This is a genomic window from Pseudoalteromonas sp. M58 (assembly GCF_042604605.1).
Lineage (GTDB): Bacteria > Pseudomonadota > Gammaproteobacteria > Enterobacterales > Alteromonadaceae > Pseudoalteromonas > Pseudoalteromonas tetraodonis.
Window position 1 is genome coordinate 1,747,725 of sequence record NZ_CP152390.1, and the last position, 19,184, is coordinate 1,766,908.

17 protein-coding genes are annotated in these 19,184 nt (G+C 40.7%); 4 read left to right on the top strand and 13 right to left on the bottom strand.

Going from position 1 to position 19,184, the window contains the following annotated elements:
- Nucleotides 1-30 precede the first annotated feature (30 nt).
- The 6 genes from odhB to sdhC all read right to left on the bottom strand — a co-directional run bounded on the left by odhB (nt 31) and on the right by sdhC (nt 7,674).
- On the bottom strand, nt 31-1,548 hold the full coding sequence (gene odhB, locus AAGD16_RS08045; protein ID WP_377111171.1) for a 2-oxoglutarate dehydrogenase complex dihydrolipoyllysine-residue succinyltransferase: 1,518 nt from the start codon (nt 1,546-1,548) through the stop codon (nt 31-33).
- A 3-nt stretch (nt 1,549-1,551) separates the two neighbouring features.
- A complete protein-coding gene (sucA, locus tag AAGD16_RS08050) occupies nt 1,552-4,371 on the bottom strand; it encodes a 2-oxoglutarate dehydrogenase E1 component (RefSeq protein ID WP_064662497.1) in 2,820 nt (939 codons plus the stop codon).
- An 87-nt stretch (nt 4,372-4,458) separates the two neighbouring features.
- Nucleotides 4,459-5,175 carry a succinate dehydrogenase iron-sulfur subunit gene (locus AAGD16_RS08055; RefSeq protein ID WP_008112091.1) on the bottom strand — a complete coding sequence of 239 codons (717 nt, stop codon included), beginning with the start codon at nt 5,173-5,175 and terminating at the stop codon, nt 4,459-4,461.
- 10 nt (nt 5,176-5,185) lie between these two features.
- Nucleotides 5,186-6,958 (bottom strand): succinate dehydrogenase flavoprotein subunit, encoded by a 1,773-nt coding sequence (gene sdhA / locus AAGD16_RS08060; protein WP_013465011.1) that lies wholly within the window; start codon nt 6,956-6,958, stop codon nt 5,186-5,188.
- Complete coding sequence (gene sdhD / locus AAGD16_RS08065; protein WP_013465012.1) at nt 6,959-7,306, bottom strand: succinate dehydrogenase, hydrophobic membrane anchor protein; 348 nt, start codon at nt 7,304-7,306, stop codon at nt 6,959-6,961. It lies immediately after the preceding gene.
- On the bottom strand, nt 7,297-7,674 hold the full coding sequence (sdhC, locus tag AAGD16_RS08070) for a succinate dehydrogenase, cytochrome b556 subunit (protein ID WP_076916082.1): 378 nt from the start codon (nt 7,672-7,674) through the stop codon (nt 7,297-7,299). Before sdhC ends, sdhD begins: the two co-directional genes overlap by 10 nt.
- 405 nt (nt 7,675-8,079) lie before the next feature.
- Between sdhC and AAGD16_RS08075 the strand changes: the two genes are divergently transcribed.
- The 3 genes from AAGD16_RS08075 (at nt 8,080) to AAGD16_RS08085 (ending at nt 11,133) form a co-directional block, all read left to right on the top strand.
- Entirely contained in the window at nt 8,080-9,366 is a 1,287-nt protein-coding gene (locus AAGD16_RS08075) for a citrate synthase (protein WP_013465014.1), read from the top strand.
- A gap of 111 nt (nt 9,367-9,477) precedes the next feature.
- Nucleotides 9,478-10,704, top strand: a complete 1,227-nt coding sequence (locus AAGD16_RS08080) for an aminotransferase class V-fold PLP-dependent enzyme (RefSeq protein WP_036954659.1) — start codon at nt 9,478-9,480, stop codon at nt 10,702-10,704.
- A 12-nt stretch (nt 10,705-10,716) separates the two neighbouring features.
- On the top strand, nt 10,717-11,133 hold the full coding sequence (locus tag AAGD16_RS08085) for a SufE family protein (protein ID WP_024603040.1): 417 nt from the start codon (nt 10,717-10,719) through the stop codon (nt 11,131-11,133).
- A gap of 36 nt (nt 11,134-11,169) precedes the next feature.
- On the opposite strand, the gene tcdA is transcribed toward AAGD16_RS08085, so the two are convergent.
- The 7 genes from tcdA to AAGD16_RS08120 are packed head-to-tail and all read right to left on the bottom strand — an operon-like array spanning nt 11,170 to nt 18,630.
- Nucleotides 11,170-11,967, bottom strand: a complete 798-nt coding sequence (gene tcdA / locus AAGD16_RS08090) for a tRNA cyclic N6-threonylcarbamoyladenosine(37) synthase TcdA (protein ID WP_024603041.1) — start codon at nt 11,965-11,967, stop codon at nt 11,170-11,172.
- Complete coding sequence (locus tag AAGD16_RS08095; RefSeq protein ID WP_058154677.1) at nt 11,968-12,648, bottom strand: TIGR01621 family pseudouridine synthase; 681 nt, start codon at nt 12,646-12,648, stop codon at nt 11,968-11,970.
- Nucleotides 12,641-13,405 carry a 3-deoxy-manno-octulosonate cytidylyltransferase gene (gene kdsB / locus AAGD16_RS08100; RefSeq protein ID WP_024603043.1) on the bottom strand — a complete coding sequence of 255 codons (765 nt, stop codon included), beginning with the start codon at nt 13,403-13,405 and terminating at the stop codon, nt 12,641-12,643. The genes AAGD16_RS08095 and kdsB overlap by 8 nt, the downstream gene beginning before the upstream one ends.
- Entirely contained in the window at nt 13,393-13,590 is a 198-nt protein-coding gene (locus AAGD16_RS08105) for a Trm112 family protein (RefSeq protein ID WP_008112074.1), read from the bottom strand. Before AAGD16_RS08105 ends, kdsB begins: the two co-directional genes overlap by 13 nt.
- A complete protein-coding gene (gene lpxK / locus AAGD16_RS08110) occupies nt 13,580-14,560 on the bottom strand; it encodes a tetraacyldisaccharide 4'-kinase (protein ID WP_377111177.1) in 981 nt (326 codons plus the stop codon). Before lpxK ends, AAGD16_RS08105 begins: the two co-directional genes overlap by 11 nt.
- Nucleotides 14,557-16,302 carry a lipid A export permease/ATP-binding protein MsbA gene (gene msbA, locus AAGD16_RS08115; protein WP_013465021.1) on the bottom strand — a complete coding sequence of 582 codons (1,746 nt, stop codon included), beginning with the start codon at nt 16,300-16,302 and terminating at the stop codon, nt 14,557-14,559. Before msbA ends, lpxK begins: the two co-directional genes overlap by 4 nt.
- A gap of 60 nt (nt 16,303-16,362) precedes the next feature.
- Complete coding sequence (locus tag AAGD16_RS08120; RefSeq protein WP_377111179.1) at nt 16,363-18,630, bottom strand: DNA internalization-related competence protein ComEC/Rec2; 2,268 nt, start codon at nt 18,628-18,630, stop codon at nt 16,363-16,365.
- On the opposite strand from AAGD16_RS08120, the gene AAGD16_RS08125 reads away from it, so the two are divergent.
- Nucleotides 18,610-19,116: a DUF2062 domain-containing protein gene (locus AAGD16_RS08125; protein WP_024603046.1), complete on the top strand. Its 507-nt coding sequence runs from the start codon at nt 18,610-18,612 to the stop codon at nt 19,114-19,116. The genes AAGD16_RS08120 and AAGD16_RS08125 overlap by 21 nt on opposite strands.
- Nucleotides 19,117-19,184: the final 68 nt, after the last annotated feature.

Here is a 19,184-nt window from a genome sequence, read left to right on the forward strand (position 1 = left end):
AACTCACAGCTTATATTTTATACTACTTAATTAAACATCCAGCAGTAAACGTGTTGGATCTTCAAGTAACTCTTTAATTGTTACTAAGAAACCAACTGATTCTTTACCATCGATTTGGCGGTGATCGTAAGATAACGCTAAGTACATCATAGGTAAGATTTCAACTTTACCGTTTACAGCCATTGGACGATCTTGGATTTTGTGCATACCCAAAATTGAAGACTGCGGTAAGTTAATAATTGGAGTAGATAGTAACGAACCAAATACACCACCGTTGGTGATAGTGAAGTTACCGCCGGTCATATCGTCAAGCGTTAGCTTACCATCACGACCTTTAAGCGCTAGCTCACGAATCCCCTTTTCGATTTCTGCAACAGATAGCTTGTCACAGTCTTTGAGTACAGGTGTTACTAAGCCACGAGGTGTAGAAACAGCAATGCTGATGTCGAAATAGTTGTGGTAAACAATATCATCGCCATCAATTGATGCATTTACATCTGGGAAACGCTTTAACGCTTCAGTCACTGCTTTCACGTAGAAAGACATGAAACCTAAACGGATACCGTGGCGCTTTTCAAATACTTCTTGGTACTGCTTACGAAGATCCATGATTGGCTTCATGTTAACTTCGTTAAATGTAGTTAACATTGCAGTAGAGTTTTTCGCTTCAAGAAGACGATTCGCAATTGTTTTACGTAAACGTGTCATAGGCACACGTTTTTGTGTACGGTCACCCATAGGTGCTGCTGGCGCTGCTTCTGCTTTTGCCGCTGGCGCAGGTGATTTTAAGAATTGATCAACATCTTCTTTAGTCACACGACCATTTTTGCCTGAACCTTTGATTTTTGATGCATCAAGGCCTTTCTCAGCAATTAAACGACGAACTGATGGCGTTAACACATCTGAACCCTCGCTTGAGCTTTCTTCTTTGGCTGCTGGTGCATCCGCTTTAGCGTCAGATTTAGCGGGTGCAGCGCCTGCTTTTACTTTACCAATTACTTGCTCACCAAGAACAGTATCGCCTTCGTCATGAATGATTTCACCCATAACGCCGTCTTCTTGGGCAACCACTTCAAGTACAACTTTATCTGTTTCAATATCAACCAAGTTTTGGTCGCGTGTTACCGCGTCACCTGGTTGAACATGCCAAGTAGCAATTGTTGCATCTGCAACTGATTCTGGAAGTACAGGTACTTTAATATCCACTTCTTTACCTTCTGATGCTGGTGCTGATTGCGCCGCCGGCGCGTCTTCTGATTTTTCTGATGCTGAGCTATCTTCTTTTGGCTCTTTACTTGGTGATGCTTCTTGCGCATCACCAATTAAACCGATCACTTGGTCACCAAGTACCGTAGCACCTTCTTCTTGTGAAATTTCAGTGATCACACCGTCATTTTGTGCAACCACTTCTAAAACCACTTTGTCTGTTTCAATATCTACTAAGTTTTGGTCACGGCTTACTCTGTCGCCAACACTTACATGCCATGTAGCAACGGAAGCATCTGCAACCGACTCAGGAAGAACAGGAACTTTAATTTCTGTGCTCATTGCTTATCCTTTCTTTTCTATAGTAAGCGCGTCGGCAACGAGCGCTTGTTGTTCTTTAGTATGTACTGACATATATCCACATGCAGGAGATGCTGATGCCTTACGGCCTGCATATTTCAATTTTGCACCTTGTGGAATTGCATCAACAAAGTGATGTTGTGAACAGTACCAAGCGCCTTGGTTTTGCGGCTCTTCCTGACACCACACAAAATCAGTAACGTGTTGGTAACGTTCAATAATTGCTTTCATTTCGTCATGTGGGAACGGGTAAAGCTGCTCAACACGAACAATTGCAATATTGTCTTGCTCAAGTTTACGACGCTCTTGTAATAGTTCGTAGTAAACTTTGCCGCTACAAAATACAACACGTTCTACTTTCTTAGCATCAATCTCATCAATTTCATCAATGATATTGTGGAACACACCTTCAGATAACTCTTCAAGTGTCGATGTTGCTAATGGATGACGTAATAACGATTTCGGTGTCATTACAATCAATGGACGACGCAGTGGTCTAACTGATTGACGACGTAACATTGCGTACACTTGCGCCGGTGTTGATGGCACACATACTTGCATGTTGTGATCAGCACAAAGCTGTAAAAAGCGTTCTAGACGAGCCGAGCTGTGCTCTGGACCCTGACCTTCATAGCCATGAGGTAACAAACACGTTAAGCCACATAAGCGACCCCACTTTTGCTCACCTGAACTTAAGAACTGGTCAAATACCACCTGTGCACCATTAGCGAAATCACCAAATTGTGCTTCCCACAATACTAATGAAGTCGGCTCTGCAGTTGCATAACCATATTCAAATGCTAATACCGCTTCTTCAGACAGTACTGAGTCGAACACTTCAAACGTACCTTGATCTTCACTAAGGTTCTGTAATGGTAAATACGTTGCACCATCTTTTTGACTATGAACAACCGCATGACGGTGGAAGAAGGTACCACGGCCTGAATCTTGTCCAGTTAGACGAATATCAGTGCCTTCAGCTGCAATAGTTGCATACGCTAAAGTTTCTGCCATACCCCAATCAAGTGGTTTTTCGCCAGCAGCCATTGCTTTACGATCATCGTATATTTTTTTAACACGAGATTGTGCTTTGTACTCTTCTGGGTAACTTGCAACTATGTTACCAAGTTCTTTAAGCTTTTCTACCGAAACGCTAGCATCGTAATCAACACTCCATTCATGGCCTACATACTTAGCCCAATCTGAAGAGTGTGATGTTTCTGGCTGTATTTCTTCAACAACACAGTTGCCATCGTCTAAACCATTACGGTAATCATCAGCAAGCGCTTTCACTTCATCTTCTGTGAAAGAACCTTCAGAAATCAGCTGATCCGCGTAGATTAAACGAGGTACTGGGTGTTTTTTAATTTTTTGGTACATAATTGGCTGTGTAGCGTTAGGCTCATCAGCTTCGTTATGACCATGGCGACGGTAACAAACAAGGTCAATCACAACGTCACGTTTAAACTGATTTCTAAAATCAAGCGCGAGTTGCGTTACAAAAGCAACCGCTTCAGGATCATCAGAGTTTACGTGGAAAATTGGCGATTGAACCATTTTTGCGATATCAGTACAGTAATCAGTTGAGCGTACATCGTCTTTTTTACTTGTTGTAAAACCAACTTGGTTATTAACAACAATACGGATACTACCGCCACAACTAAATGCATTAGTTTGCGATAAGTTAAACGTTTCTTGAACAACACCCTGACCTGCAATTGCTGAGTCGCCGTGGATAGTGATTGGAAGTGCTTTGCTGCCTGTTTTGTCATTAAGACGATCAAGACGTGCACGCACAGAGCCCATAACCACCGGATTTACGATTTCTAAATGCGACGGGTTAAACGCAAGTGCCATGTGCACGTTGCCACCTTTAGTCGCGAAATCTGATGAATAACCCATGTGGTATTTAACATCACCTGAGCTTAACGTTTCTTTGTGCTTGCCAGCAAACTCATCAAAAAGTTCTGATGGATTTTTGCCTAGCACATTAACAAGAACATTTAAGCGACCACGGTGGGCCATACCAATAACGGCTTCTTTTTGGCCACTTTCACCGGCACGGTGAATAAGCTCTTTTAACATTGGCACTAACGCATCGCCACCTTCAAGTGAGAAACGCTTAGCACCCGGGAACTTAGCCCCTAAATATTTTTCAAGACCATCAGCCGCTGTTAATCCCTTGAGGATTCGTAGCTTTTCATTTTTATCAAATTTTGGCCTAGACTGAACAGACTCTAAACGCTGTTGTAACCAACGCTTTTCTTCTGTTGATGTGATGTGCATATACTCGGCGCCAATAGAACCACAGTAAGTGGTTTTTAGTGCTTGGTATAACTCACCTAAAGGCATAGTATCGCGGCCAACGGCAAACGATCCTACGTTAAATTCGCGGTCAAAGTCAGCATCCGATAAGTCGTGGTACTCTAGCTCTAAATCTCGTACACGTTCTCGTTGCCAAATACCTAGTGGATCTAGGTTTGCATTTTGGTGTCCACGAAAACGGAAAGCATTAATAAGTTGCAGTACTTTAACCTGTTTAAGGTCGCCACCACTGCCCTCTGCTACCACTACTTCTCTATGCTTGTTTTTAGCAAGCGCCGCAAATTGTGAACGAACTTCTGAATGTTTTACTTCAACATCCACACCATCTACTTTTGGTAACTGTTCGAACACTTCTCGCCATTCTTCTGGCACCGAAGTCGCATCGTCTAAATACGCTTCATAAAGCTCTTCAACATAAGCAACGTTACCGCCGTTTAAATGTGAAGATTCTAGCCATGCCTTCATCACACCTTCGTGCATTTATAAGCCCTTTTTTTTAGCGCAGAAATTAATAGTTATATAACAAGATGGCTAATAAATTATTAGCCATCTTTCGTCTACTAGAAATTAAACCGAGCGGTTTAATAACATAGATTTTATTTGTCCAATTGCTTTGGTCGGATTAAGACCCTTAGGACAAACGCTAACACAGTTCATGATACTGTGGCAACGGAACACACTGAATGCATCGTCTAAGTCAGCTAAACGCTCTTCTGTTGCTGTGTCTCGGCTATCAGCTAAGAAACGGTAAGCATGAAGAAGGCCTGCTGGACCTATAAACTTATCTGGATTCCACCAGAAAGAAGGACACGATGTAGAACAACATGCACATAAAATACACTCGTAAAGCCCATCTAATTTATCACGTTCTTCGATAGATTGAAGACGTTCACCTGCAGCAGGCTCATCATTAATTAGATACGGTTTTACTTTTTCGTATTGAGTGTAGAACTGACTCATGTCAATAACAAGGTCTCGAACAACAGGAAGTCCAGGTAATGGACGCACTACGATTTTACCTTTGCCATTTTTTTGCAGCGTAGATAAAGGAGTAATACATGCTAAACCGTTCTTACCATTCATGTTTACGCCGTCTGAACCACACACGCCTTCACGGCATGAACGACGAAACGATAGTGTAGGATCTTGCTCTTTTAATAGTAAAAGTGCATCCAATACCATCATGTCTTGGCCTTCCTCAGTTTGCAAAGTGTAATCTTGCATACGAGGTGCGTTATCAACATCCGGATTGTAACGATAAACTGAAAATTGTACTTGTGCCATCGTCTCGCTCCTAGTAGGTACGTGCTTTAGGTGGGAAAGCTTCACGTGTTTTAGGCTCGTAGTTTACTTTACGCTTGCTCATTTCATCCGTTACCGGATTAAATACTGAGTGACATAACCAGTTTTCGTCATCACGATCTGGGAAGTCAAAGCGAGAGTGTGCGCCACGGCTTTCAGTACGGAAGTTTGCAGCTACTGCAGTTGAGTAAGCTGTTTCCATTAAGTTGTCTAGTTCTAAACATTCAATACGCATGGTGTTAAAGTCTGATGATTTGTCATCAAGACGCGCGTGCTGTAAACGTTCACGGATTTCTTTAAGTTCAGTAAGACCTGTAGCCATTGAGTCACCTTCACGGAATACCGAGAAGTTAAGCTGCATACATTGTTGTAGGTCTTTCTTGATTTGAACTGGGTCTTCGCCTTGACCAGCTGTTGAGTTTTCCCAACGGTTAAAGCGCGCAAGAGACGCTTCTAGGTCAGACTCTGAAGCCGCTTTAGAAATTTCAACGTCATTTAGGTATTTACCTAAGAAGTTACCTGCTGCACGGCCAAATACAACTAAGTCAAGTAATGAGTTACCACCTAAGCGGTTAGCACCATGTACAGATACACACGCAATCTCACCAACAGCAAATAAACCTTGTACTACTTTTTCGTTGCCAGCAGCATCGATATTAAGTACTTGACCATTTACGTTTGTTGGCACACCACCCATCATGTAGTGACATGTTGGGATAACTGGAATCGGTTCTTTTGCAGGGTCAACGTGAGCAAATGTTTTAGCAAGATCACATACACCTGGAAGACGTAAGTTAAGCGTTTCTTCGCCTAAGTGGTCAAGTTTCAACTTAAGGTGAGGACCCCAAGGACCATCACAACCACGACCTTCACGAATTTCTGTCATCATTGAACGAGCAACAACGTCACGAGACGCTAAATCTTTAGCATTTGGTGCGTAACGTTCCATGAAGCGTTCGCCATCTTTATTTAAAAGATAACCACCTTCACCACGACAACCTTCAGTTACTAGCGTACCAGCGCCAGCTATACCTGTCGGGTGGAACTGCCACATTTCCATGTCTTGCATAGAAATACCAGCACGTGCAGCCATACCAACACCGTCACCGGTATTAATGTGAGCATTGGTTGTTGATGCGAAAATACGACCTGCACCACCTGTCGCTAACACAACTGCTTTTGATTTGAAGAAGGTGATTTCACCTGTTTCAATTTCAATCGCTGTACAGCCTACTACATCGCCATTATCGTTTTTAACTAAATCAAGTGCATACCATTCTGAGAATACATTGGTTTTGTTTTTAACGTTTTGTTGATAAAGAAGGTGTAATAATGCATGGCCCGTACGGTCAGCTGCTGCTGCAGTACGCGCAGCCTGTTCACCACCAAAGTTTTTCGATTGACCACCGAAAGGACGTTGGTAAACACGGCCATTTTCAAAACGCGAAAATGGTAAGCCCATGTTTTCTAATTCAGTAATAGCTTCTGGGCCAGTTTGACACATGTATTCGATAGCGTCTTGGTCACCGATAAAATCGGAACCTTTAACGGTATCATACATATGCCATTCCCAGTTATCTTCATGCGAGTTACCTAACGCGACTGTAATACCGCCTTGAGCAGATACAGTGTGTGAGCGTGTCGGGAAAACTTTAGAGATTAGCGCACATGTTTTGCCAGATTCAGTAATAGCAAGAGCAGCGCGCATACCTGCACCACCGGCACCAATTACTACGGCGTCAAATTCACGAACAGAATATTTCACTTAAACACCCCATAAAACGATTAAACCCACAGCTACGTAAGCAACAGCCATTAGGTTTAGTACAAAGCCTAAAAAAGCACGCAATTTAGCGTTCTTTACATAGTCGGTAAGAACCTGCCAAAGGCCGATACGGGTATGAACCATAATGCAAACTAGGGTGATTAACGTTGCCCCTTTCATTGCTAGGTTTGAGAATAGGCCTGTCCAGGCTTCATATGTGACTTCTGGCATTGCTAAAAAATAGCCAATAATAAAGATTGCATACGCGCTGATTATTAATGCCGTTGTGCGTAAAGATACAAAATCTTGTACGCCATCACGTTTAAGAGTTGCTTGATTTAAGACCATATCCACACCCCTGCCAATACAGCAAACACAACGCCAAGTGCCATCGCAATTTTAGCGCTAGTATTGCCTGATTCAAGTTCTTCCCAATGCCCCATATCCATAATAATGTGACGGATACCACCGATAAGGTGATAACCCAATACAGAAAGGGTGCCCCAAGCTATAAATTTGGCAATGAATCCGTTAAACAGACTCTTGACGAATTCAAAACCTTCAGCTGAAGAAAGAGACTCTGACCAAGCCCAAATGACAAACGTTAAAGCAAAAAATAATGCAACACCGGTGACGCGGTGAAAAATTGAAGCTTTAGCCGTTGCCGGCATAGATATAGTTGTTAGATCTAGATTTACAGGTCTTTGCTTTTTCACAGTTACTTGCCCATCTTGCCCGCAGTGGGGCTCATCTACTTGTTTTTCTAAAACCCACCAAATGTTTCTGGTGGAACTATCAAAATAAACGTATTGATACTAATAAAGTTCACTTTTTATGAAAATTATTATGTAAAAAAAGTTTACCCAAATACAAATTGGTTAAAAACCTCCGTTAGTATATATAGCCGGAGACTCTTTTACAATTCTTGTTTACTTTGAGTCGTTTGCGAATTAGCCAATGGTATAATATTCAATCTATACCGAATATTTATTATACATATGTGCATAATACTTATAAAAATTGACTTTATACCCCTCTTTCACGTTAAAATGTAAAGATGTGCTTAGAATAGATTTTAGAATATAAAAATCAGAATAGTTATCTTAATAGGAGATACATAGATGGCAGATAAGAAAGCCACGGTCCATATTGATGGGCTAGATCCAATCGAACTTCCAATTTATCAAGGTACTGCTGGCCAAGATGTAATTGACGTACGTACACTCGGCTCACATGGTCACTTTACTTATGACCCAGGTTTCATGTCGACTGGTTCTTGTGAATCTACCATCACTTACATCGATGGTGGCAAGGGTGTTTTATTACACCGTGGTTACCCAATCGAACAGTTAGCAGAAAGCTCTAACTACGTTGAGTTATGCTACTTACTATTAAATGGTGAGTTACCAACTAAAGAGCAATACGATGATTTCGCTACAAAAATCACTCGTAGCACTATGCTAGATGAAAAAATCGCAAACTTCTTCCAAGGTTTCCGTTTTGACGCTCACCCTATGGCGATGCTATGTGGTGTGGTTGGTGCTTTATCTTCTTTCTACCATGAAGATCTGGATATCACTGATGCAGTTCAACGTAAAACAAGCGCTATTAAATTAGTTGCTAAGTTACCAACAATTGCAGCAATGGCGTACAAAACAAACATCGGTCAACCATTTGTATATCCACGCAATGACTTAAGCTATGCAGAAAACTTCTTACACATGATGTTCTCTGTGCCTGCTGAAGAATACAAAGTAAACCCTGTCACAGCTAAAGCAATGGATAAAATCTTCATGCTTCATGCTGACCATGAGCAAAATGCATCAACGTCTACAGTACGTTTAGCAGGTTCTTCTGGTGCTAACCCTTATGCATGTATTGCTGCGGGTATTGCATCACTTTGGGGCCCTGCTCACGGCGGTGCTAACGAAGCATGTTTAAACATGTTAGAAGAAATTGGCTCAGTTGATCGCATTGACGAATACGTAGCAAAAGCAAAAGATAAAGCGGACCCGTTCCGTCTTATGGGCTTTGGACACCGTGTTTATAAAAACTTCGATCCTCGTGCAACAGTAATGCGTCAAACATGTCATGAAGTGTTAGCAGAGCTAAACATTCAAGATCCATTACTTGATATCGCAATGAAACTAGAGCAAATTGCACTTGAAGACCCGTACTTTGTTGAGAAGAAACTTTACCCTAATGTAGATTTCTACTCAGGTATTATCTTAAAAGCAATCGGCATCCCTACCAGCATGTTCACTGTAATCTTTGCAATGGCACGTACTGTAGGTTGGATCTCACACTGGGACGAGATGCTTTCTCAACCTGGTCATAAGATCAGCCGTCCACGTCAGCTTTACACAGGTGAAACACACCGTGATTATAAAGCAACTGACAAGCGCTAAGCATTAAGTTAGTTTAAAAGGCCGCCTCTGCGGCCTTTTTTATTACCTGCTACTTGAGAATTATCTTAAACAGATTACAATTCCTGCCCACTTGATTAACTTTATGAGCCTATGTCTGTGTCCTCGTTTGATCCTAAAAAAATCCGTAATGACTTTCCTACTCTAAATCAGACAATCAATGGCTACCCTTTGGTTTATTTAGACTCAGCAGCAACAACACAAAAACCACAATGCGTGATTGACGCTACGACACAGTTTTACACCTTACAGAATGCAAATGTTCACCGCGGACGTCATACGCTGAGTGAGCAAGCTACAGCGGCTTATGAGCAAGTACGTCAACGCGTTGCCGATTATTTTCAGGTAACCAGTAACGAAATTGTCTGGACCAAAGGTGCCACTGAAGCGATTAACTTAGTTGCTCATGGCTTAAGAAATACATTAACAGCTGCTGACACTATTTTAATTAGCCCAATCGAACACCACGCTAATATCGTGCCGTGGCAAGAACTGGCAGCGCAAACCGGGGCAACATTAAAAACTTTACCACTTAATGCAGATGCTACGTTTGATATAGCACAGTGTTGTGAAGTGATTAAGCGCACCAACCCTGCACTACTGGCTATTACTCACGCTTCTAATGCGCTAGGCAATATTACTGATTTAGTCCCCTTAATAGCCTCAGCTAAGGCGGTAGGCGCGCTAACCTTAGTCGATGGCGCACAAGGGGCGCTGCATTTAAGACCGAATTTAAAAAAGCTCGATTGTGATTTTTACGTGTTTTCTGCTCATAAAATGGTGGGGCCAACAGGGCTAGGCGGTTTATATGGCCGTTATACAGCCCTTAATGCACTATCGCCTTATCAAACAGGCGGTGAAATGATTGAAAAAGTAACCTTAACGCACAGTACTTATCGTAATGCACCGGCTAAATTTGAAGCAGGAACGCCAAATATAGCCGGTGTTTTAGGTTTTGGCGCTGCACTTGAGTATTTAATGGCGCTTGATCTGCAAACATTACAGCACTATGAACAGCAGTTGTTTATTTATGCAGCGAACGCATTGAGCAAAATAGACGGTATTATTATCTACAGCGACCTCAAATCGAATATTGGCACACTTTGCTTTAATTATAAAAATGAACATCCTTATGATCTGTCAACTTTACTTGACGGCTATGGTATTGCTGTACGAAGTGGTCATCATTGTACCCAACCTTTAATGAGTCATTTAAACCTAAATGGTTCACTGAGAGCGAGTTTTGCTTTTTATAATACGACTAAAGATGTAGACCAATTTATTGCCGCACTCAAAGAATGCATTGCTTTATTAGACTAATTTGGATAAATAATGACACACACATATCAACTCGTAACTAAAAGTATTCAAAGCAGTAGTAGCTGGCAACAAAAGTACCGTGAAATTATGTTACTCGGTAAAACGCTGCCACCTTTAGCCGATATATTAAAAACAGATGATGCGTTAGTGCCAGGCTGTGAGAGTAAAGTATGGATGTTTGTTGAGTTTGACCTAACCGAGAATGCACTGGTTGTAATTGGTGACTCTGATACTCGCATAGTAAAAGGCTTATTGGCGTTAATTTTAGCCCTGTATAACGGTTTAACACCCGAAGAAGTGTTAGCAGTAAATGCTTATGATGAATTTGAAAAGCTTGGCTTAATCAGTCATTTGAGTGCGTCTAGGGGTAATGGAGTAAAAGCCATGGTTGAAACAATACAAACCATGGCCAAACAAAAAGCGCTTTAAGCGCTTTTTAAATACTATTAAACCAAAACACTTTATCTAAGTATTTAGACGCGCACGCTTGTCTAAGTATTTTCGAACCGCTTTAGCGGCAACAAAAAAACCAAAACTACCGGTGATCATCGTCACTGAGCCAAAGCCATTATTACAATCCATGTTCATACTGCCATCAGCATTTTGCTTCGCATGACACACACTGCCGTCACTACCTGGGTAAACAAGCTGTTCAGTGGAATATACACAGTCAATATTAAATTTACGTTTTGGGTTTGAACTGAAATTATATTGTTTACGCAAAATGTAACGCACTTTTGCAAGTAATGGATCTTGAGTGGTTTTTGCCACATCGCCAAAGGTAATTTGACTCGGATCGGTTTGACCACCTGCACCGCCAGTTGTAATTATAGGCATTTTATTACGTTTACAGTGAGCTATTAACGCCGCTTTTTCTTTAACCGCATCAATACAATCTATTACATAATCAAAACCTTGAATATGTTCTTGAATATTATCAAGGCTAATAAAGTCATCAATCACATTCACCACACACTCAGGGTTGATAAGCTTGCAGCGAGTTTTCATCGCCTCAACTTTAGCTTCCCCTATTGTGCCTGTTAAGGCATGAATTTGACGATTTACATTAGTTGCACAAATATCATCTAAATCAATTAAGGTGATTTTACCTACGCCGGTACGCGCTAGTGCTTCAGCAGTCCAACTGCCTACACCACCAATACCCACAACACAAAAATGTGCTTGCTGTAACCACTCAAATTGCTGTTGACCATACAGTCGTTTAATACCACCAAAGCGGATATCAGTTACTTGTTCACTCATTTACCAATCCAGTTTCCACGGCGTTTGCCAAGAATTAAAATCTTGATGTTTTATCAATTGCGCATACTCTTCACCAGATTCTGGCAACAGGGTATGTTGTATTTTTTGCCCTTTCCATAAAAAATCCAGCGCAAATGCATGTAAATAGGTACGCTCTGCAGGGCTGCCTGCATAACTCGCATCACCCATTATGGGGGCACCCAAACTCTTTAAAGCAACTCTGAGCTGATGGGTTTTACCCGAATAGGGTTTTAATAGGTAAGCTCTAAAACCACTTTTAAAACTAAATGAATAAAACCGCGTAATTGCGGGATTTATTTGCGAGTTTAATAGTTTAAAAGTACCCCGACGTGACTTCGCCATGTCTCCTTTAACCCAACCTTGCTTTTTTTTAGGCTTAGAATCACTTACAGCTAAATAAAATTTATTAATAGTATGCTCAGTAAACATCTGGGTAAACTTTGCCGCAGCGTCTTTATGCCGCGCTAATATGATCAGCCCTGAAGTCACTTTGTCTAGACGGTGAACCGCAAACAATTTTTCGTTTAGTTGTTGCTCAGCAAGAAACACAAAACCAGGGCTTTCTTCTGAATGAAAATTAAGCCCTGCAGGTTTAGTTATAATATAAAAATCATCGTGCGTGTATTGCACTTTTAACACAGGCGTATCTGCTTTATTCACGCGCTTTACTTTGAATATGCGCAACGACTTTAGCTAAATCCTCTGGTGTATCAACCCCAGCATGAGGGGTCACCAGCGCTTGCTCTATTTTAATCGCATAGCCATGGTAAAGCACCCTTAGCTGCTCTAGTGATTCTAAAACTTCTAATGGTGATACCGATAATTGAATATATTGCTTTATAAACCCTGCGCGATACGCGTAAATACCCACATGGCGTTGAAAAGGCGCTAAATTAAGTGGTTGCTGCTCTGCCATCATGGCACTTCTATCAAATGGAATGCTGGCTCTTGAAAAATATAAGGCATTTTTATTAATATCGCTGACCACTTTAACCGCATTAGGGTTAAACACCTCATCACGCTCTTCAATGGCAACACTTAGGGTTGCCATAGGCGCGGTTGATTGCGCTAATAATGTAGCCACTTGTGACACGTTATCAGGGGATAATAATGGTTCATCGCCCTGCACATTAACTACGATAGTATCTTCTGATAAGTTTAGTAAATCAACGACTTCTGCTAACCGTTCAGTCCCTGATTGATGATCTTCTCGAGTCATCAATACATCATTGGTAAAGTGTTTAGCTGCATCAAATACTTTTTGATGATCGGTGGCAATAACCACTTTACTCGCTCCCGACAAACACGCTTTTTCATAGACATGTTGGATCATTGGCTTGCCACAAATATCAGCAAGTGGCTTACCTGGCAAACGAGTAGAAGCGTAACGCGCAGGAATAACAACTACGAATTCCACTTTTCTACCTCTTCAAGAGACAATTCTCGGGCTTCATTTTCAAGTAATACCGGAATATCATCGCGTACAGGATAAGCAAGCTTTGCAGCTGTACTGATCAGCTCTTGGTTTTCTTTATCAAAGCGCAACTTACCTTTACACACGGGGCAAGCAATAATTTCGAGTAACTTCGTATCAAAGGCCATGATGGATCCCTTTTTCTTTTAATAGTAAATTTAATGTGTTTATTACCGCCGCTGTTGGTTGAGCATCAACAGGCAGGTAATACCAATTAGGCTTTGCAAAATCACGGCATTTAACCGCATCTTTTTCTGTCATTAATACACAGTCATCGCCAAATTGAGCGAAATCATCAGCGCTATAAGCATAATGATCGCGAAAATGATGTGTAGACAGTAATTTAATACCCTGTGCTTGCAGTGAAGCCTCAAAACGACCTGGGTTACCAATAGCACTCACCGCATGCGCAGCCTTCAAAGGCGACGCTATATCCGTGTTATCGGCAACGCGTTTAATAACCGATGGCTGCAAGCGATAACTAAACTCATCCTCAGAGCCATTTTCAATTACTACGTCTACGCTCTTTAATCGAGAGACGGTTTCGCGCAGTGGCCCTGCGGGCATTAGCAAACCATTACCAAATTTTCTTTCGCTATCAACAATACAACATTCTATGCTGCGTGCCATTTTGTAATGCTGCATGCCATCATCAGAAATGATCACATCAAGCTTAAAGTTTGCGTTGAGCTTTTCTATATTGTGCTGCCTATTTGGCCCCACAACTAACGGACATTGTAAACGGTTAAATAAAAGTACCGGCTCATCCCCAGCCTCTAAAGTAGTCGTATTAGCAGTCACTAATAATGGGTAATGAGCTGCTTTCCCACCATAGCCGCGACTAATTAAACCAACAGATAAACCTTGGGCGATTAAGTGATCATGCAGCCATAATACAAATGGGGTTTTACCATTACCGCCAACGCTTATATTACCAACCACAATAACCGGTGTTTTGCTGATAAACGATTTAAAAATGCCGAACTTATAGCAATATCTACGCAGCAAAGAAATACAGCCAAAAATAGCGGACAGTGGTAATAGCAATAATGTAATTAAGCTAAAAGGTTTATACCAGCTTTGCTCTATTTTACTCACCCTTGCTCACCAAACTGCATTTTGCATAACGCAGAATAAGTGCCATCGTTAGCAAGTAAATCTGTATGGGTACCACTTTCAATAACTTGACCACTGTCTATTACATAAATGCGGTCACTATTTTCAATAGTCGATAACCTATGCGCAATTACAATAGACGTTTTGTCTTTCATTAATGTATCGAGGGCATGTTGAATGAGTTTTTCTGATTCAGTATCCAGCGCCGAGGTCGCTTCATCTAAAATTAAAATTGGTGCATCTTTTAATATTGCGCGAGCAATCGCGATACGTTGACGTTGACCACCTGAAAGCATCACTCCATTCTCACCAACCATAGTGTTAAGTTGTTCCGGTAAATCTTTAACAAACTCCCACACATGAGCTTGTTTAGCCACAGCATGAAGCTCTTCCATCGATACATCGCGTTGGAGGCCATAACAAATATTATTTGCAATCGTGTCATTAAAAAGCACCACTTGCTGCGATACTAAAGCAAATTGACGACGTAAATCGGTGAGCTTATATTCATTTAAAGCAATACCATCCAGTAATATTTCACTGGGCGCTTCTAAATCATAATAGCGAGGTAATAAATTTGATATGGTGGATTTACCCGAGCCTGAGCGGCCAACAAGCGCAATGCTCTCGCCCGCTTTAATAGTCATAGACAAATTATTTAATACCGGCTCGTCTTTGGTTGGGTATTTAAAGGTGACATTTTTTACCTCAATATGACCTTTAACTTTATCAACCGATAAGGTGCCTGTGTCCTTTTCTATTTCTTCATCTAGCACTAAAAATACACTCTGCGCAGCTGAAATACCGCGTTGTAAATCGCTATTCACATTGGCAAGCTGTTTTAACGGACGTAGTAACATCATCATCGAAGAAATAAGCACTACAAAATCCCCAGAGCTAATACTGTCTATCATTGAGGGCATAGACACCACCCATAAAATAACGGCCATTGCACTGGCGGCTAAAATTTGAATGATAGAGACACTTAACGCCTTAGTCGCATCCATTTTGATACGTTGCTGGCGATTATGATTATTAATTTTAGAAAATTGATCGATTTCTTGAGTTTGACCACCAAAGCCGTGGATCACTTTGTGACCACTGAGCATTTGCTCTGAGCTGCGGGTAACTTGACCCATCGCAGACTGAATATTTTTAGATATATGACGAAAACGTTTAGATACCACCGCCACTATAATAGCCACTAATGGAATAATAACTAAAAAGATTAACGATAATTGCCAGCTGGTATAAAACATAACTGCAAGTAAAAACACCACAAAAGCGCCTTCACGAACTACAATAAGCAGTGCTTTGGTAATCGCTTGCTGTACTTGCTCTGTATCAAAGGTAATTTTTGAAATAAGGTCGCCAGTCGAGTTTTTATCATGAAACGATACTGGCAAATGTAATATATGCTCAAATAGTTCTTGGCGAAGCGCACGCACTACCTGCGAACCAACATAGCTTAAACAGTACGATGACATAAAATTAAATACGCCACGCCCGATCACCAACGCAATAACCACAAATGGCGCATAAGTAAGTACCTGACTATTACGCTCATTTAAACCTTCATCAATAAACGGCTTCATCAGTTGGATGAATAATGCATCCATACCTGAATAACCTATCATTCCAATAATTGCGACGATGGCAACCGACTTATAGGCACCAACGTAAGAAACAAGCCGTTTATAAATTTGTGTAGTACTTTGATCCATAACACTCTCTAAAACCACTGACAGCCTCTATTGTATCCTTAGCAACAGCAAAACAAAACGTCAATCTTTGATAAACCAATAACTTTCCTGCGCCCTCGCTGTAGTAAGCTCAAGGTGCTTAGCATAAAAATCAACCCTAACTTGTCCTACATCACCGGTGCTATATTGTTTGGCGTTTATTTTATTGTAACGCTCAACTACCGCTTTACTTGGAAATTGCCACTGACCTTGATAGGCACTTGAATGAATCACAATCGTTGGGTTTACTGCCTTAATAAACTCGTTACTCGAGGAGCTGTCACTGCCGTGGTGTGGGCTTATCAAAACGGTACTTTGTAAATCATCTTCCTTTATAATTAATTGCGACTCTCGCGTCTTTGATATGTCACCGGTAAGTAGCACACTATAGTTTGCAGCTGAGATTTTAACGATACAGGAATTATCATTACTATTATTAAATTCCTCTTTAGCAAAAGTTTGAATACTCAACCCATTAAAATCGAGTGTTGTTGCTATACAGTCGTTATATACACCATTTGGATGAAAATAATCAAAACTCCTTGCATAACCGGCCGCTTTAAAATGCGCAACACCTCCGGCATGATCGTTATCTTGATGACTGACAATCGCGGTACTTACCGTTAGATTATGGGCGTCAATATAGGGTAGTAATACACTAGGCACACGACTAAAGCGATTAAAGTAACTCGGGCCAAAATCATAAATAAACGCATGTTTGTCTTTTTTTATCAATACCATTAGGCCATGGCCTACATCAAATACGTTCAACTCCCAAAGACTAGATTGCGTAAAATAATAATTAGACAGTAAAGTCAAAAGCGGAATACACGCCAGTACGCGAAGCTCAATAAAATAAAGTAAAGGAACGACACTATAAAGCAGCACCACAGTGGTTATACTTACCTGACCAACATTAAGCCAACGTATGTGCTGCGGTATTGCCAGCAACATTTGATAAATATAGGTCAGTGGAAAATCATACAACACAATAAACGCATACCAGTCGGTTAATAACCCCAGCAACACACTTAAAAATAAAGCAGGCATTAATACAAAAGATAAAATGGGAATAGCGACAAGATTTAAAACTAAACCTGCTAAACTCACGCCATTAAAAAAGTATAATGACAGCGGTAATAAGCCAATAAATAATCCCAGTTGAATAATAAAAAGAGTGCGAATGTTGGCTAACAATGAATGACCTCGCAGCGGAAACTGTTTTAAAACCATAAAAATAATACATACCGCTAAAAAGGAAAAATACAGGCCAGGATTAAGCAAACTAAATGGATTAACCGCTAGAATAATAACCAACGCATATAAAATACTTCGCCATCTAAGCGCTTGCTTCGCTAAATAATAAAGCAACAAATAACAACCCAACATAATTAAGGCGCGGGTTGCCGAAATAATGAAATCACTCAAGTAAACATAAATAAAAGCGGCAACAAAGCCAGCAGCGCTATAAAAAATAGCAATATTTAATGATTGATTTAGTTCAGGCTTAATCAACTTAAGAAAACAGCGCACTGCAAAATAACAAAAGCCGAAAACCAAAGAGATATGCAATCCAGAAATAGCCAGTAAATGGCTTAACCCAAGACTTTGCATTAATTGTTTATGCTCAAAGGTCATTAACGACTTGTCTCCAGTTAAGAGCACATAATATAGCCAATTAAGTTCAGCACTACTTACGAGCTTTTTGACATAAGTCCTATAAGCCGCGATATGATTATTTTGTGGGCGGTTGTAAATCGCTAACTGCTTATTTAATACTGTGCCTTTAAACGCTATTTTTTGTGTAAAGGCATAGAGTTGACTGTCGAACACAGTAAAATTTTTAATCCCCCTAAAATTTTTTAACCTAACTTGAGCAGTAAAAGCATCACCTGGCTGAATAGGTTGTGTTGAATTAATACTTAATAAGGCATTAGGTGCTCTAAACTGACTATATTCGCTATCTTCCAAACGGGTTATTTTCACTTTTACGTATTGTGGAGGTGTTGAAGAAATAACTTCTTCGACAACAACATTGACTGAATAAGCATATTTTTCGTGCTCATTAGGTAATTCAAATGAATAAAACAAGATAAAATGTGCCGCTACACAGCAAATACCGCAAATAAAGCCTAACAATACAGTTAAAAACGGCTTAAAATACGTGCTCACAATGAGGATTAAAATTGTGATAACTGTAAATTCAAGGGTTTGGTAATAAAATACGGTAACAACAACTCCGATAACAAACCCAAGACTCATCCACACAGAAGTAAATGGTTGCTTTAAATGGCTAAAAAAACGATCCAACGGTTTTTACCCGATCCAAATAAAATTAGACATCACAAATCGCTAAGAATATTTGGCCGTCTTTTACATGATGCTAACCTTTGGCATTTAAATAGACGTTCGGCACGAGGTGCTTTTGCTGTTGGGCTTTTTTTTGCTTTCATCCCTGTTCCTTTTCAAATGGTGCTCGCGGCTGCCGCAGCGATAATTTTGAGAGTTAATTTACCCATTTCTGTTGCGCTAGTATGGATCACTAATCCACTGACTATGCCGCCAATTTTTTACGGCTCCTACCTTGTTGGTACATTAGTACTTAATCAACCAGAACAACACTTTGCGTTCGAAGCCAGTTGGGCATGGTTTATAGAAAGCTTAACGACAATTGGCCCTGCATTCTTAGTCGGTTCTTTGGTATGCGCCTCTATCGCCAGTGTTATTGGCTACTTTGGAATAGATCTAATGTGGCGCCGCTCTGTAAGGCGGGCATGGGGAATGAGAAATAATTAGCCTCTCTTCCTTTAAATGCTTACATTACTATAGACAAAAAAAACCCAACTTAACAAGTTGGGTTTTTT